The 15,224-nt window shown below is 70.3% G+C and carries 14 protein-coding genes; 5 read left to right on the top strand and 9 right to left on the bottom strand.

Features of this window, described 5'->3' with window-relative positions; translation table 11 throughout:
* Window positions 1-137: 137 nt before the first annotated feature.
* From hpt to dacB, 4 genes are all read right to left on the bottom strand, one after another.
* On the bottom strand, window positions 138-677 hold the full coding sequence (hpt, locus tag OG206_RS18110) for a hypoxanthine phosphoribosyltransferase (protein WP_277335916.1): 540 nt from the start codon (window positions 675-677) through the stop codon (window positions 138-140).
* A gap of 97 nt (window positions 678-774) precedes the next feature.
* Window positions 775-1,848, bottom strand: a complete 1,074-nt coding sequence (tilS, locus tag OG206_RS18105; RefSeq protein ID WP_327117302.1) for a tRNA lysidine(34) synthetase TilS — start codon at window positions 1,846-1,848, stop codon at window positions 775-777.
* Window positions 1,849-2,038: 190 nt separating this feature from the next.
* Complete coding sequence (locus OG206_RS18100) at window positions 2,039-3,184, bottom strand: zinc-dependent metalloprotease (protein ID WP_327117300.1); 1,146 nt, start codon at window positions 3,182-3,184, stop codon at window positions 2,039-2,041.
* A gap of 48 nt (window positions 3,185-3,232) precedes the next feature.
* A complete protein-coding gene (gene dacB / locus OG206_RS18095) occupies window positions 3,233-4,717 on the bottom strand; it encodes a D-alanyl-D-alanine carboxypeptidase/D-alanyl-D-alanine endopeptidase (RefSeq protein WP_327117298.1) in 1,485 nt (494 codons plus the stop codon).
* 86 nt (window positions 4,718-4,803) lie between these two features.
* On the opposite strand from dacB, the gene OG206_RS18090 reads away from it, so the two are divergent.
* Window positions 4,804-5,298 carry an inorganic diphosphatase gene (locus tag OG206_RS18090; RefSeq protein ID WP_018959738.1) on the top strand — a complete coding sequence of 165 codons (495 nt, stop codon included), beginning with the start codon at window positions 4,804-4,806 and terminating at the stop codon, window positions 5,296-5,298.
* 196 nt (window positions 5,299-5,494) lie between these two features.
* Entirely contained in the window at window positions 5,495-7,207 is a 1,713-nt protein-coding gene (locus tag OG206_RS18085) for a threonine/serine ThrE exporter family protein (RefSeq protein ID WP_327117280.1), read from the top strand.
* A gap of 58 nt (window positions 7,208-7,265) precedes the next feature.
* On the opposite strand, the gene OG206_RS18080 is transcribed toward OG206_RS18085, so the two are convergent.
* Window positions 7,266-8,678, bottom strand: a complete 1,413-nt coding sequence (locus tag OG206_RS18080) for a DedA family protein (RefSeq protein ID WP_327117279.1) — start codon at window positions 8,676-8,678, stop codon at window positions 7,266-7,268.
* 147 nt (window positions 8,679-8,825) lie between these two features.
* Here OG206_RS18080 and OG206_RS18075 point away from each other — a divergent pair, with 147 nt between their 5' ends.
* From OG206_RS18075 to OG206_RS18065, 3 genes are read left to right on the top strand one after another with little or no spacing between them, the layout of a single operon-like run.
* The gene (locus OG206_RS18075; protein ID WP_327117278.1) at window positions 8,826-9,191 is read left to right on the top strand and encodes a YbjQ family protein; all 366 of its coding nucleotides are present in this window, start codon (window positions 8,826-8,828) and stop codon (window positions 9,189-9,191) included.
* A 53-nt stretch (window positions 9,192-9,244) separates the two neighbouring features.
* Window positions 9,245-9,868 (top strand): NAD(P)H:quinone oxidoreductase, encoded by a 624-nt coding sequence (gene wrbA, locus OG206_RS18070; RefSeq protein WP_327117277.1) that lies wholly within the window; start codon window positions 9,245-9,247, stop codon window positions 9,866-9,868.
* Window positions 9,869-9,884: 16 nt separating this feature from the next.
* Complete coding sequence (locus OG206_RS18065; RefSeq protein WP_327117276.1) at window positions 9,885-11,309, top strand: glutamate decarboxylase; 1,425 nt, start codon at window positions 9,885-9,887, stop codon at window positions 11,307-11,309.
* A 29-nt stretch (window positions 11,310-11,338) separates the two neighbouring features.
* Here the strand turns inward: OG206_RS18065 and OG206_RS18060 are convergent, their stop codons facing one another.
* From OG206_RS18060 to OG206_RS18045, 4 genes are all read right to left on the bottom strand, one after another.
* On the bottom strand, window positions 11,339-11,980 hold the full coding sequence (locus tag OG206_RS18060) for a PadR family transcriptional regulator (RefSeq protein WP_327117275.1): 642 nt from the start codon (window positions 11,978-11,980) through the stop codon (window positions 11,339-11,341).
* Window positions 11,981-11,997: 17 nt separating this feature from the next.
* Window positions 11,998-12,552 (bottom strand): DinB family protein, encoded by a 555-nt coding sequence (locus tag OG206_RS18055; protein WP_327117273.1) that lies wholly within the window; start codon window positions 12,550-12,552, stop codon window positions 11,998-12,000.
* Window positions 12,553-12,636: 84 nt separating this feature from the next.
* Window positions 12,637-14,094 carry an aldehyde dehydrogenase family protein gene (locus OG206_RS18050; RefSeq protein WP_327117271.1) on the bottom strand — a complete coding sequence of 486 codons (1,458 nt, stop codon included), beginning with the start codon at window positions 14,092-14,094 and terminating at the stop codon, window positions 12,637-12,639.
* Between the two features lie 54 nt (window positions 14,095-14,148).
* Window positions 14,149-15,012: a helix-turn-helix domain-containing protein gene (locus OG206_RS18045; RefSeq protein WP_327117269.1), complete on the bottom strand. Its 864-nt coding sequence runs from the start codon at window positions 15,010-15,012 to the stop codon at window positions 14,149-14,151.
* Window positions 15,013-15,224 lie beyond the last annotated feature (212 nt).

Raw genomic sequence — 15,224 nt, 5'->3', positions numbered from 1 at the left:
ACGGTACCCCAGCATTGTCACCCGCGACCGCAGGGGACGTCCGGCAAACTCGTCTTCAGGGGATCCAACGGCCCGAACGCCGCAAGTGTTCCCGGGAGTCCGGCCGGATTCGGCCGGGCCCCCGGGCGCCCGGCGTATCAGCCTCCGTAGACGTGGGGGGCCAGCGTGCCGACGAAGGGGAGGTTGCGGTACTTCTCCGCGTAATCCAGGCCGTAGCCGACGACGAACTCGTTGGGAATGTCGAAGCCGACCCACTTCACGTCGATCGCGACCTTCGCGGCGTCCGGCTTGCGGAGCAGGGTGCAGACCTCCAGGCTCGCGGGCTCGCGCGAGCCGAGGTTGGTCAGGAGCCAGGACAGCGTCAGACCGGAGTCGATGATGTCCTCGACGATCAGGACGTGCTTGCCCTTGATGTCGGTGTCGAGGTCCTTGAGGATCCGGACGACGCCCGAGGACTGGGTGCCCGCGCCGTAGGACGAGACTGCCATCCAGTCCATGGTGACGGGGGTGGACAGCGCGCGGGCCAGATCCGCCATGACCATCACCGCGCCCTTGAGCACGCCGACGATGAGCAGGTCCTTGCCCGCGTACTCCGCGTCGATCTTCGCTGCCAGCTCCGCGAGCTTCGCGTCGATCTCTTCCTTGGTGAGGAGCACCGACTGAAGGTCGGTGCCCATGTCCTTCTCGTTCACCCGCGTCTCTTTCTCTGCCTGCCGCTCCGGACTGTTCCCCGGGCCGGACCGGCGTCTCGCCTGCACGTCAGCCGCTTGCGCATCAGCTCTGCCGGATGACCAGTCTGCCACCCTGGCGCCGGACCTCGACGCGTCCGGGCAGGTTGATGCCGCCCTGGCCCCGCCAGCCGGTGATCAGCCGGTCGACTTCCTCGATGTGGCGGGCGAAGAGCGAACCCGCCGGGGACCCCGCGTCGATGACCGCCCGGCGCAGCACCCGGCGGCGCACCGCGGGGGGCAGGACCGAGAGCTTGGCGCACTCCAGCCGTCCGGCGTCGTCCAGGACCGAGCGGGCGGCCTCGGTGGCCCAGGTGTCGAGGGCGTCCGCGTCGTCGCGGGAGAGCTGGGCCGTGCGGGCGAGGGCCTCCACCACTCCCTTGCCCAGCGCCTTCTCCAGCGCGGGCAGACCTTCGTGGCGGAGCCGGGAGCGGGTGTACGCGGGGTCGATGTTGTGAGGGTCGTCCCAGACGGGGATCGACTGGACCAGGCAGGCTTTGCGGGCGGTCTGCCGGTCGAGCTGGAGGAAGGGCCGGCGGTAACGGCCGGCGGGGCCGGAGGCCGCGGCCATCCCGGAGAGCGAGCGGATGCCCGAACCGCGGGCCAGGCCCAGCAGTACGGTCTCGGCCTGGTCGTCACGGGTGTGCCCGAGGAGGACGGCGGCAGCGCCGTGACGCTCGGCGGCGGCGTCCAGGGCGGCGTAGCGGGCGTCACGGGCGGCGGCTTCCGGACCGCCGTCACGGCCCACCCGCACGGCGACGGCCTCGACGGGGTCGAGGTGCATCTCGGCGAGCCGGGCGACGACCTCGTCGGCCCGGAGGTCCGAGCCGGGCTGGAGGTTGTGGTCGACGGTGATGCCGCCCGCGCGGACCGGGAGTTTGCGCGACTCGAAGGCGAGGGCGGAGGCGAGGGCCATGGAGTCGGCGCCGCCGGAGCAGGCGACGAGCACCAGCGGGGTGTCGGGCCGCTCGGGGAGCCCGGAACGCCTCCCGCCCGCACCGGCCTCGGCGAACTCGGCGTGGCCGGTCTGCCCGGCGTGACGGTTGTGTTCGGTGACGACGTCGTGGAGTACGCGGCGGACCGCCAGGCGTATCGCCGCGACCGCAGGATGGGGACCCATGTCCGGTGCCCTTCGGGTGAGGTTTTGGGGGGCGCCTCGGAGCGTGGCCGGGACGGGGTCCCGTCACTCAGAGTGCGTCGATGGTGACAGAGCCAAGCTGTCCATCGAGCATTGCACGCCTTCCCATGCCCCCATGGTCCCTCGGATGGGTGATAAGAGGGTCAATCTCATGCAACCCGAGGGGCCATGATCACGAATCTGCCTTACGGTGCACCCGCGCCACCCAGTCCGCCGGAGCGGCGATCTCGGCCTTCGTGGGAAGGGTGTTGGGCGACGTCCACACCCGGTTGAACCCGTCCATGCCGACCTCCTCGACGACGGCCCGGACGAACTTCTCGCCGTCGCGGTACTGCCGCAGCTTCGCGTCCAGCCCCAGGAGTTTGCGGAGCGCCATGTCGAGCCGGCTCGCCCCGCGCGCCCTGCGCTGCTGGAACTTCTCCCTGATCTCTGCGACGGAGGACACCACGTCGGGGCCCACACCGTCCATGACGAAGTCCGCGTGCCCTTCGAGCAGGGACATCACCGCGGTGAGCCGGCCCAGGATCTCCCGCTGGGAAGGGGTCTGGACGAGCTCGACGAGACTGCGGCCGCTGTCGTCGCCCTCCTCCCCCCGCTCGCCCTCGGGACGGCTGCCGCCGGAGAAGGTCTGCACGGCCTCCCGGAGTCGTTCGAGGACGGTCATCGGGTCGACGTCGGTCTCGTCGAGGAAGGACTGGATCTCGCCCCGCAGGTGGTCCCGGAGCCAGGGGACCCCGGTGAACTGGGTGCGGTGGGTCTCCTCGTGAAGGGCCACCCAGAGCCTGAAGTCGTGCGGATCGACCCCGAGTTCACGCTCGACGTGGACGATATTGGGGGCCACGAGCAGCAGTCTGCCGCCGCCCTTGGACGACGCGGGGAACTCCCGGGTGGCCGGGGCGAACGTCTCGTACTGTCCGAGGACCCGGGAGGCGAGGAACGACAGCAGCATGCCCAGCTCGACGCCGGTCACCTTGCCGCCGACCGCGCCGATAACGGCTCCGCCGGGCCCTCCGCCGCGGCGGTCCTGCATCTTCGCCAGCAGCGGTCGCAGCAGTTCGCGGAACCCCGCGACGTTGGCCCTGATCCATCCGGCCCGGTCGACGACCAGGACCGGTGTGTCCTCGGGCTCGTGGCCCTCCGGGATCATCCGCGTGAACGAACGGACGTGTTCCTCCGAGGCCTTGGCGTGCCGACGGAGTTCGGCGACGACGGCGCGGGCCTCCTCACGGCTGATCTCGGGACCCGGCCTCACGAACCTGGTCGCGGTCGCGACCGCGAGATTCCAGTCGACCATCTCGGCACCACCGATGCTCGTCATGCGTCAACCGTACGTGAGGTGGTCGTCCCGTGGTGGGGTGTCAGCCGCTCACCGGGTGCCTTTGACGAGCGCGGTGGCCAGTGCGTCCAGAGAGGCCTGTGCGCCGTCCGGGGACGTGGTGCCCGAGGCCAGGAAGGCGAAGGCGAGGAGCCGGCCCTTCGCGTCGACCACGGTGCCGGCGAGGCTGTTGACTCCGGTCAGGGTGCCCGTCTTGGCCCGGATCAGGCCGGTGCCGCCGGACGTGGGCGTGTAGCGGGCCCCGAGGGTGCCGCTGAATCCGGCGACGGGCAGGCCCGTGAGGACCGTGCGCAGTTCCGGGTGGTCCGGATCGGCCGCGCGGGCGAGCAGCCCGGCCAGGAGGCCCGCCGTCACCTTGTCGGCCCGGTCGAGACCGCTGCCGTCGGCGAGGGCCGCGCCGCCCATCGGCAGCCCGAGCGCCTTCAGCCGGGCGGTGACGGCCCGGCGGCTCCCGGCGAAGGAGGCGGGCTCCCCGGCCTTCAGCGCGGTCTGACGGGCCAGGGCCTCGGCGATGTCGTTGTCGCTGTTCGTCAGGGCGCGCTCGACGAGCGCGGAGAGCGGCTTCGACAGGTGGGTCGCCACGGTCCGCGAGCCCGCTACCACCCGTCCGGACGAAGGTGTGGAGCGGGTGGCGACACCCGCCTTCTCCAACGCGGCGGCGAAGGTGTCAGCGGTGTCGCGGGCGGGATCGTCCGTGCGGGGCGCGGGTCCCCGGTCGCTGCCGTCGAGGCGGCCCTCGTCGGTCATGAGCGCGCTGACGGGGGCGATGTTCTCGTTGGGGCCGATGGAGTGCAGCGCGGGGCCGGAGTAGCGCGAGGTGTCGTACGTCAGCCGGACGGGCCCGGCTCCGGCGTCCCGCAGGGCGCGCGCCGCGTCGGCGGCCAGGGAGCGCAGGGCCGTCCTGTCGAGCGTGGGGTCGCCGCCGCCCACGAGGGTGAGGGTGCGGGCATCCGGTGACACGCGGACCGTCGTGGCGATGCGGTGATCCGGCCCCAGGGCCGAGAGGGCGGCGGCGGTCGTGGCGATCTTCACCGTGGACGCGGGGGTCATGGGGGTCGTGGCGCCGCGGGCGTACAGCTGTTTGCCGGTCGCCGCGTCGATGACCACCCCGCTGCGTACGGTCCCGAGGTCGGGTACGTCCAACAGGGGGGTGAGCACGGCCTCCAGGCCCTTCGCACCCGCCGGGGTGGTGAGGCCCGCCGTGTCGCCCAGAGCGCTCAGGACGGCCGGGGCACTGGCCGCCGGGGCCGGCCCGTCGGGCGAGTCCCCCTGGTGATGTACGCCACCTGAGTGCCGCTGGACGGCTGCACGGTCCCGCTCGGCCTTACGCTGACCGGAGTCCCAGGGGCCGGCGGCCAGCACGGCACCGGCTGCGACCACCAGGCCGAGCACCGCGGAGCCTGCGACGAGCAGGCGGTCCCCGGACGCGCGCCCGCGCTTCAGGAAGTGCGGGGCTTTCCACCCGCCCCACCTGCTCAGCGGTTCCTCCGTCGGTTTACGCACCGGCTCGGTCACCGTTGACCAGCCCCTTTCGCGAGCACTCGTCTGCGTGAGGGACACTTAACCACCAGTCGTATGTGTTGATCATGGAGGAGCCACCCGTGGAGTTCGACGTCACCATCGAGATCCCGAAGGGTTCGCGGAACAAGTACGAGGTGGACCACGAGACCGGTCGGATCCGCCTGGACCGTCGACTCTTCACCTCGACCAGCTACCCGGCCGACTACGGCTTCGTCGAGAACACCCTCGGCGAGGACGGCGACCCGCTGGACGCGCTGGTCATCCTGGACGAGCCGACCTTCCCCGGATGCCTCATCAAGTGCCGTGCCATCGGCATGTTCCGGATGACCGACGAGGCGGGCGGCGACGACAAGCTGCTGTGCGTCCCCGCGTCCGACCCCCGGGTGGAGCACCTCCGGGACATCCACCACGTGTCGGAGTTCGACCGCCTGGAGATCCAGCACTTCTTCGAGGTCTACAAGGACCTGGAGCCGGGCAAGTCCGTCGAGGGCGCCGACTGGGTCGGCCGCACCGAGGCCGAGGCCGAGATCGAGGCCTCCTACAAGCGTCTCGAGGCGCAGGGCGGCGCGCACTGACGTGATCCTTCCGGTTCCGCTTACCGGCGGGACGGCAGGGATCGCGGAGCTCGGGGCCGATCAGGCCCGCTGACCGCACTACCGACGGGCGGCACACTTCACCGGTGTGCCGCCCGTCGCGCGTGACGGCCCATGTCCGTGCACATACTGGGCAGAAGCGCTCCCAGGACGGGCGGTCGAGAAGGAACGAGGTCGAGTGGTGGCGGAACAGGGCGGTCCCGAGGACCAGAAGCCCCAGTCCGACGAGGCACGCAGCGCCTTCGTCCCACCGGCCGGTATGGAGCAGCCGGCGGCCCCGCAGGAGGACGACCACCCCACGTCGGAATTCGCCCTTCCAGCGGGTCTGCACACCGATCCCTCGGCGTCCTCGGGATCGGGTCAAGGTTCCGCTTCGGGGGCCGCGGGAGGTTCGGCGTCCGACTCGCTGTCGTCCGCGTTCGTTCCGCCGAGCGGGTACAACGCGCAGCAGCAGCCCGCCTTCACCCCCGCGCACGGCATTCCGATGGTCCGGCTGACCAAGGAGGCCCCCTGGCAGGACCGGATGCGCACGATGCTGCGGATGCCGGTCTTCGACCGTCCGGCTCCCGAGATGGTGCAGAAGACCGACGACTCGGGTCCCGCCGTACCGCGCGTGCTCGACCTGACGCTCCGTATCGGGGAGTTGCTGCTCGCCGGTGGCGAGGGGGCCGAGGACGTGGAGGCCGCCATGTTCGCGGTGTCGCGCTCCTACGGGCTCGACCGCTGCGAGCCGACCGTCACCTTCACCCTGCTGTCGATCTCGCACCAGCCGTCGCTGGTCGACGACCCCGTGACCGCGAGCCGGACGGTACGCCGCCGGGGCACCGACTACACCCGGCTGGCCGCGGTGTTCCAGCTGATCGACGACATCACGACGGCGGAGCACGTCGAGGTCTCGCTGGAGGAGGCCTACCGCCGCCTCGCCGAGATCCGGCGCAACCGCCACCCCTACCCGGGCTGGGTCCTGACCGCCGCCGCCGGTGTCCTCGCCGGTTCGGCATCGGTACTGGTCGGCGGCGGCGTTCTGGTCTTCGTCGTGGCAGCGGCCGGCGCGATGCTCGGCGACCGGCTGGCCTGGCTCTGCGCGGGGCGCGGACTGCCGGAGTTCTACCAGTTCACGGCGGCGGCCATGCCCCCGGCGGCGATGGGCATCCTGCTGACCCTCACCCATTCGACGGACATCCGGCCGTCCGCGGTGATCACCGGTGGTCTCTTCGCGCTGCTGCCGGGGCGGGCCCTCGTCGCCGGCGTGCAGGACGGCCTGACCGGCTACTACCTCACCGCGGGGGCCCGGCTCCTGGAGGTCATGTACTTCTTCATCGGCATCGTGGCGGGCGTGCTGCTGATGCTCTACCTGGGCGTACAGCTCGGCGCCCAGCTGAACCCGGAAGCACGGTTCGTGCCCAACGACCGGCCCGTGCTCCAGATCCTCGCCTCGATGACCCTCACCCTGGCCTTCGCGATCCTGCTCCAGCAGGAACGTTCCACGGTCCTCGCCGTGACCCTCAACGGGGGCGTCGCCTGGATCATCTACGGGGCGATGGCCCGCACCGGTGGCATCTCACCGGTGGCGGCGACAGCCGTCGCCGCGGGTCTGGTGGGCCTGTTCGGCCAGCTTTTCTCCCGCTACCGGTACACCTCGTCGCTGCCGTACATCACCGCGGCGATCGGCCCGCTGCTGCCCGGTTCGGCGACGTACTTCGGGCTGCTGGGCGTGGCGCAGAACGAGGTCGACGCGGGGCTCGCCTCGCTGTCCACCGCCGTCGCCACGGCGCTCGCCATCGCCATCGGGGTCAATCTGGGAAGTGAGATCTCCCGGCTGTTCATGCGGGTGCCGGGTGCGGTCGAAGGCCCGTCCCGCCGCGCGGCCAAGCGGACCAGGGGCTTCTGACAGACAACGGCGCCCCGCTCCTGCGAGGGAGCGGGGCGCCGTTCGCGCGTGTTCCGGGTCAGCGGCCTTCCTGCCAGCCGTACCGGGCGGCGTCGTCCTCCTGGACGTCGCCGGGGCGCTCGCCGCGACGACCGGCGCCCTGGCCGCCGTAGGGATCGGCCTGACCGTCGCCGTACGGGCCCGCCTGGTTCCCGCCGCCGTACTGCTGCTGCCCGGCGGCGTCGTACCGTCCGTCGGCGCTGCCGTACGGGGCTCCCTGGCCACCTCCGTACGGCGACGCCTGGCCGCTGTCGTACTGACCTTGCTGAGGGGCGCCGTACTGGCCCTGGTGGCCCCCGCCGTACTGGCCGCCCTGTCCGGCGGCGTAGGGGTCCTGCTGCGGAGCGCCGTACTCCTGCGGAGCGGCGCCGTACTGACCCTGCTGGGGCGCCCCGTACTGACCCTGCGGAGCGGCGCCGTACTGACCCTGCTGGGGCGCCCCGTACTGACCCTGGTGACCGCCGTCGTACTGGCCGCCCTGGCCGGTGCCGCCGTACTGGCCCGAGCCGTACTGGTCCTGCTGTCCGCCGCCGTACTGGTTGCCGCCGTTGCCGTACGGGCCTGCCTGGCCGGCGTCGTACGGGCCTGCCTGGCCGGCGTCGTACCGGCCGTTGCCGTACGGGGCCGTCTGTCCGGCGTCGTACCGGCCACCGGGCGCACCGCCGCCGTACGCGCCTGCCTGCGGACCGCCTTCGTTGGGGCCGTTGCGGCCGTCGTCGAACGGATCGGCGTGGGAGCCGTCACCACCGTCGCCGTAGGGGCCGTCGCCCGAGGAGCCGCTGCCGTCCCGCTGCCCCGCCGCTGCCTCCTTCTTGGACCGGCTCCGCGCCCTGAGGAACTCGATGAGGATCGGCACCACGGAGACCAGAACGATCAGGATGAGGATCAGTTCGATGTGCTTGTGGACGAATTCGATCTTGCCGAGGCCGGCGCCGAGCAGCGTCACGCCGACGCCCCAGAGGACGCCCCCGATGATGTTGAACGTGATGAACGAGCGGTAGTTCATCCGGCTCACACCGGCGATGATCGGCGTGAACGTCCGGACGATGGGCACGAAGCGGGCCAGCACCAGCGACTTCGGTCCGTACTTCTCGAAGAACTCGTGCGCCTTCTCGACGTTCTCCTGCTTGAAGAGGCGGGAGTCCGGGCGCTTGAAGAGCGAGGGTCCCACCTTCCGGCCGAAGAGGTAACCGACCTGGTCGCCGATGATCGCCGCCAGCGCGACCAGCACGCAGACCAGCCACAGCGGGTATGTCAGGTCGCCCGTGGTCACCAGGAGGCCCGTGGTGAACAGCAGCGAGTCACCGGGCAGGAAGAACCCGATCAGCAGTCCGGACTCGGCGAACACGATGAGCAGGAGGCCCGGTAGCCCGAAGGTGTTGAGCAGGTGATCCGGGTCCAGCCAGCTCGGGCCGAGCGCAATCGTATTCAAGGGTCCGGGCTCCAGTTGGTCGGTGTGCGCGGCTGCGTGGCCGCCCCAAGTTATCAACGCCGTGGCGGACCCCTGGGTTCCACTGGCGTAAGCGAGGATGCGCACGGCTCGAACGGGGGCGAGGCTTTCCGCAGGAGGTGCCACACCATGGGCATTGAGGACTACGGCGGCGGACAGACACCGAGGGCGGACGTCCTGGTCGTCACGACGAACGACGTACCCGGCCATCAGGTGACCGAGGTCATCGGTGAGGTGTTCGGGCTCACGGTCCGCTCGCGCCATCTCGGCAGCCAGATCGGTGCGGGGCTGAAGTCGATGGTGGGCGGCGAGCTCAAGGGGCTGACGAAGACCCTCGTCGAGACCCGCAACCAGGCCATGGAGCGGCTCGTCGAGCAGGCCAGGACGCGTGGCGCGAACGCGGTGCTGATGATGCGGTTCGACGTGAGCGAGGCGGCGGACGTGGGCACCGAGGTCTGCGCCTACGGAACGGCGGCCGTGATCAACAGGATCTGACACCGTCCTCGCCCCCGCGGTACGGCCGCGCCCCCTCACCGGAGGTTTTCCGCATGCCCCCGTCCGTCAACGTCGCCGTCGTCTACTACTCCGCCACCGGCACCGTCTCGGCCATCGCCGACGCCCTCGCGAAGTACGCCGAGAACGCCGGCGCCCAGGTACGGCTGCGCAAGACCGCAGAGCTCGCCCCGCAGGCCGCCATCGACGCGAACCCGGCCTGGGCCGCTCATGCGACGGCGACCGCCGGCGTCCGCGAGGTGTCGCCGGACGACATGGTCTGGGCGGACGCGGTGATCTTCGGTTCACCGACCAGGTACGGCAACGTCGCCGCCCAGCTCAAGCAGTTCCTGGACACGCTGGGCGGCCTCTGGCAGGCGGGGAAGCTGGCGGACAAGGTCTACAGCGGCTTCACGGCCAGCGCCACGGCCCACGGCGGGCAGGAGTCGACCCTGCTGGCGCTGTACAACACGATTCACCACTTCGGCGGCATCCTCGTCCCGCCCGGCTACACCGACGCGTCGAAGTTCGCCGACGGCAACCCGTACGGCACGTCCCACGTGGCCGGTCAGGGCGACATCCCGGTCGGCGAGCAGACGCTGACCGCCGCGCGCGTCCAGGCGGAACGCGTCGTGAAGTTCACCCGGGCCATCAAGGCCGGACTCGCGGCAGAGAACTGAAGGGGACGACTCACCGATGCCACTGCACCAGGGTTCGCACAGCAAGGCGGCGCCCTCCGAGGAGCACCGCAGACTGGCCCTCAACCCGTTCTTCGGGGAGGCCGATCCGACCGCGGAGATGGTCGCGGCGCCTCCGACCCACCAGCTCCCGGACGGGCCGCTTCCCCCGCTGACGGCTTACCGGCTCGTCCACGACGAGCTGATGCTCGACGGGAACTCACGGCTCAACCTCGCCACGTTCGTCACCACCTGGATGGAGCCCCAGGCCGGCGTGCTGATGAGCGAGTGCCGCGACAAGAACATGATCGACAAGGACGAGTACCCGCGTACCGCCGTGCTGGAACGGCGCTGCGTGGCGATGCTCGCCGATCTCTGGAACGCACCCGATCCGATGACGACGGTGGGGTGCTCGACCACGGGCTCCAGCGAGGCCTGCATGCTGGCCGGGCTGGCGCTCAAGCGGCGCTGGTCCAGCAGGAACTCCGACCGCTATCCGGCGTCGGCCCGGCCCAACCTGGTCATGGGCGTCAACGTCCAGGTGTGCTGGGAGAAGTTCTGCACGTTCTGGGAGGTCGAGGCCCGCCAGGTCCCCATGGACGGTGAGCGGTTCCACCTGGACCCGCAGGCCGCTGCCGAGCTGTGCGACGAGAACACCATCGGCGTGGTCGGGATCCTCGGCTCGACGTTCGACGGTTCCTACGAGCCGATCGCCGATCTCTGCGCCGCGCTGGACGACCTCCAGGAGCGCACGGGGCTCGACATCCCCGTCCATGTGGACGGCGCGTCCGGGGCGATGGTGGCCCCGTTCCTGGACAAGGACCTGGTGTGGGACTTCCGGCTCCCCCGGGTGTCCTCGATCAACACGTCCGGGCACAAGTACGGCCTGGTCTACCCGGGCGTCGGCTGGGCGCTCTGGCGATCGCCGGCCGAGCTGCCGGAGGAGCTGGTCTTCCGGGTGAACTACCTGGGCGGCGACATGCCGACCTTCGCGCTGAACTTCTCGCGGCCCGGCGCGCAGGTGGTGGCGCAGTACTACACGTTCCTCAGGCTGGGCCGGGAAGGCTTCCGGGCCGTCCAGCAGGCGTCCCGGGACATCGCGATGAGACTGGCCGAGGGGTTCGAGGCGCTCGGGGACTTCCGGCTCCTGACCCGGGGTGACGAACTGCCGGTGTTCGCCATGACGACCAAGCCCGAGATCACGGCGTACGACGTCTTCGACGTCTCGCGGCGGCTGCGGGAGCGCGGCTGGCTCGTGCCCGCGTACACCTTCCCGGCCAACCGCCAGGACCTGTCCGTGCTCCGGGTCGTCTGCCGCAACGGCTTCTCGTCGGACCTCGCGGAGCTGCTGCTGGACGACCTGCGGAGCCTCCTGCCCGAACTGCGCGCCCAGTCCCACCCGTTGCAGCGCGACAAGGCGGCCCAGACGGCCTTCCACCACTGACCGCCCGCCGGCCGGGCTCCGGGTGACGGTCAGCCGAGGTCCCCCGGGTCGGGGGTGCCCGTCGCGTACGGGTTCTCCTGACCCTCGGCGAGCACTCCGACGAAGGGCTCGCCCTCGCCCGCGAAGGTGTACGCACCGGCCTCGACCCGCGCGATGAGGCCGCGGGTCCATTCGGCGCCGGCATCGGCCGAGTGGACCCACAGGTTCATGATCTCGCCGATGTGCCCGAGGGATTCGGGGCCCTCGGCGGGTGTGTAGTGCTCCGTGACCGACGCGCGCCAGCCCTCGATCGCGGTGATGCGCCGGCGCAGGAGCGCCAGCGCCTCCTGCCGCTGCAGCTCTACGACGAAGCCGATGCCCGCCGAGAGCACGTCCACACCCGGGTCGTACGAGGTCAGGGCGGACCTCAGCAGTGCGAAGAACTCCTGGGTGCCCTGCTCGGTGACCTCGTACTCGGTGCGGGGCGGGCCGCCGGCCGTGGACGGGGCGATCTCGTGGGCAAGCAGCAGTCCCTGCTTCGCCATCTGCTTGAGCGCGTGGTAGATCGATCCGGGCTTGGCGTTGGACCACTCGTGGGCGCCCCAGTACTCCAGGTCGTTGCGCACCTGATAGCCGTGCGCACGGCCGTGCTGACGCACGGCGCCCAGGACCATGAGACGGATCGCCGACATGCGTCCACCCTATGTATTCAGCTCCTGCCGGGGGAACCCGCCTCCTGGGCGACCAGGTCGAGGGCCTTCCTGCCGTCCAGCGACTCACGGAGGATGTCGGCGTGACCGGCGTGGCGGCCGATCTCCTCGACCAGGTGGACCAGGAGCCAGCGCATCGAGCAGCGCTCGTTCTCGGGGTACCAGGGCGCGGGCGGCAGCGGGAAGGTGTCGCTCATGTGGCCGACCTCGTGGTGGATGAAGGTCTCGGTCTCAGAGGCGACCTTCTTCCAGAACTCGAGCATCCGGGGGACGGTCTCGTCGCCGACGAGCCGGAAGCTGTCGGCCCAGGTGGTCTCGTCCCGCTGCCGGTCGTTCGGGCGCTGCTGGGCCATCCGCAGCCAGTTCAGCTCCGTCTCGGCGGCGTGTTTCAGCAGCCCGGACAGGGAGAACTCGCTGGTTGTGGGGCGGCTCGCCGCCTGTTCCTCGGTGAGTCCGAGCACGGAGCGACGGATCGCGCCCCGCTGCGCCTCGACGAAGGCGAGGAGCATGCCCCGCTCGTCGTCGGGGTCGCCTGCGGGAACGTGCGTGACCATGGTGCCTGCCTTCGGTCGTACGTGACGGTGTGCTCCGTCAACGTACGGAACCTCCGGGCCTGGATCCGTCTTCAGCCGCGGGTGTCAGAAGGGAAAAACCGTTCGCCCGTGCTGTACCGAGATCCACTGCTGGGTGGTGAAGGCCTCCACGGCGGCCTCGCCGTTGAGCCGTCCCATGCCCGACCTCTTCTCGCCGCCGAACGCGACGAGCGGATCGTCCTGCACCGTGGGTCCGTTGACGTGGAACATCCCGCAGGTGATGCGCCGGGCGAACCGCACGCCGCGTTCGGCGTCCGCCGTGTGCACGGCGCCGCTCAGTCCGTACGGACTGTCGTTGACGATCCGTACGGCCTCGTCCTCGCCGTCGAACGGCAGCAGCAGGGCAACGGGGCCGAAGATCTCCTGCTCCAGCAGCGGTGAGCCCTCGGGCAGTCCGGTCAGCACGGTCGGTTCGACGAGTGTGCCGCGGGTACGGCCCCGCACGAGGGCCGTGGCCCCGTCGGCGAGCGCGCCGTCGACCAGCGCCGTGAGCGCGTCCGCCTGGAACTCGCTGATGACCGGCCCGATCCGGGTGCCGGGATCGCGCGGATCGCCCACCTCCAGGGCGGACACCTCGGCCGCGAGACGTGCCGAGAACCGCGCCTCCACGGACCGGTCGACCAGGATGCGGTTCGCGGCCATGCTGACCTGCCCCTGGAACAGGAAGCGGCTGAAGACGGCCGCCCGGACCGCGTGGTCGAGGTCGGCGTCCTCCAGGACGACCAGTGCGCTGTTGCCGCTGAGTTCGAGCACGGTCCTCTTGAAGAGCCCGGCCGCGGTGGCGGCGACGTGCCGGCCGACCCGGTCCGAGCCGGTGAAGGAGATCACCTTGGGCACGGGGTGCTCGATGAACGCGTCGCCGATCTCGGCGCTGTCGGTGATGAGGACGTTGAGGAGGCCGGCGGGCAGCCCGGCCTCCTCGAAGATCCGGGCGACCAGCGTTCCCCCGGCTATCGGGGCGTTCTGGTGGGGTTTCACGACGACCGCGTTCCCCAGGGCCAGTGCGGGGGCGACCGTCTTCACCGTCACCAGGAAGGGGAAGTTGAAGGCACTGATCACACCCACGACCCCTACGGGCAGCCGGTGGACACGGTTCTCCTTGCCGTCCGCCATGGACGGCAGCACCCGGCCGGAGGGGCGGAGCGCCTGCCCGGCCGCGTCGCGCAGGAACTCCTGCGCGATGCGCACCTCGTACTCGGCGCGGTGACGGGTGCCGCCGAGCTCGTCGATGATCAGCTCGGCTATTTCGCCGGCGCGTTCTCCGACCAGCCGGGCGGCCTTCTCGAGAACATCTCGCCGCTCATAGGCATTGGCTGACGCCCATTCGATCTGGGCGCGTTCCGCCGCGCGGTAGGCACGGTCGACTTCTGCCGCTGTCGCCACGGTGACGGAACAGAGTTTTTCGCCGTTGAAGGGATTGAAATCAATGATGTCCCACGCACCGCCACCGGACAGCCACTCGCCGTCGATGTACTGGTGGGCCAGTTCACTGAAGAAGCTCATGCAATCCCTTACTGCAGGCGCCGACTCCTGTCAGTTCGTCATCGTACTGGCGATTCACGTCAGTTGAAGGAGTCCCCGGAGAAGATCCCGGCTCTCCTCCGGCCCCGGGCTGTCCTCGTGGAGTCGCGTCATGGCCTTTTCGTACTGGGCGACTTCTTCGGCCTTGTCCAGATAGAGGGCACTTGTCAGCTGCTCCAGATACACGATGTCCGACAGATCGGATTCCGGGAAGCGCAGCATGGTGAATGCCCCGCTCTCGCCCGCATGACCACCGAAACTGAACGGCATCACCTGAAGAGTGATGTTCGGCTGCTCCGACATGTCGATCAGATGCCGCAATTGCGCGCGCATCACTTCGCGACCGCCGTACGGGCGGCGCAGGGCCGCCTCGTCGAGCACGGCGTGGAAGCGGGGGGCGCGCTCCGAGACGAGCGCCTTCTGACGTGCCAGCCGGAGCGCGACCCTGCGGTCGATCTCGGCCGGCGGGGCACCGGGCATGCCGCGCGCGACGACGGCATGGGCGTAGGCCTCGGTCTGCAGGAGTCCGTGGACGAACTGCACTTCGTAGATCCGGATGAGCGAGGCCGCCCCCTCCAGACCGATGTATGTCTGGAACCAGCCGGGCAGCACATCGCCGTAACTGTGCCACCAGCCCGCCACGTTGGCCTCACGTGCCAGACCGAGCAGGGAGTCCCGCTCCGCCTCGTCCGTGACTCCGTACAGCGTGAGCAGGTCCTCGACGTCCCTGGCCTTGAAGCTCACCCGTCCCAACTCCATGCGGCTGATCTTCGATTCGGAGGCGCGGATCGAGTAGCCGGCCGCCTCACGGGTGATGCCGCGCGACTCGCGCAGGCGCCTGAGCTGTGAGCCCAGCAGAATGCGCCGCACCACAGAACCACTCGACTCGCCTGCCGACACTGGCTTCCGACCCTCCCCATCGCTTCCCGTGCACCGGAGCTCCCCCGAACCCCGGAGCCGGATTCTGCCACCAAAACGCTTCAGCCCGTACTCATTCGATTACAGAGATGGCAAGGCTTTCCGAAAAACCCAGAACTGTGAAGCGGAAGAAATGAGTCAGAACCGGCACGCTACCGGGCACGTCCGGCGCGTGCACGTGCATCTGCCCTTGC

The sequence above is a fragment of the Streptomyces sp. NBC_01341 genome (assembly GCF_035946055.1).
In the GTDB taxonomy this organism is placed as follows: Bacteria; Actinomycetota; Actinomycetes; order Streptomycetales; family Streptomycetaceae; genus Streptomyces.
Note: the sequence above shows the minus strand (reverse complement) of the source record. Positions and strands in the feature narration are given on the sequence as shown.

Coding starts and splice junctions, on each gene's coding strand:
- hpt (WP_277335916.1), bottom strand. CDS start 677: ATGGGCACCGACCTTCAGTCGGTGCTCCTCACCAAGGAAGAGATCGAC.
- tilS (WP_327117302.1), bottom strand. CDS start 1,848: ATGGGTCCCCATCCTGCGGTCGCGGCGATACGCCTGGCGGTCCGCCGC.
- OG206_RS18100 (WP_327117300.1), bottom strand. CDS start 3,184: ATGACGAGCATCGGTGGTGCCGAGATGGTCGACTGGAATCTCGCGGTC.
- OG206_RS18075 (WP_327117278.1), top strand. CDS start 8,826: ATGGGCATTGAGGACTACGGCGGCGGACAGACACCGAGGGCGGACGTC.
- wrbA (WP_327117277.1), top strand. CDS start 9,245: ATGCCCCCGTCCGTCAACGTCGCCGTCGTCTACTACTCCGCCACCGGC.
- OG206_RS18065 (WP_327117276.1), top strand. CDS start 9,885: ATGCCACTGCACCAGGGTTCGCACAGCAAGGCGGCGCCCTCCGAGGAG.
- OG206_RS18060 (WP_327117275.1), bottom strand. CDS start 11,980: ATGTCGGCGATCCGTCTCATGGTCCTGGGCGCCGTGCGTCAGCACGGC.
- OG206_RS18055 (WP_327117273.1), bottom strand. CDS start 12,552: ATGGTCACGCACGTTCCCGCAGGCGACCCCGACGACGAGCGGGGCATG.
- OG206_RS18050 (WP_327117271.1), bottom strand. CDS start 14,094: ATGAGCTTCTTCAGTGAACTGGCCCACCAGTACATCGACGGCGAGTGG.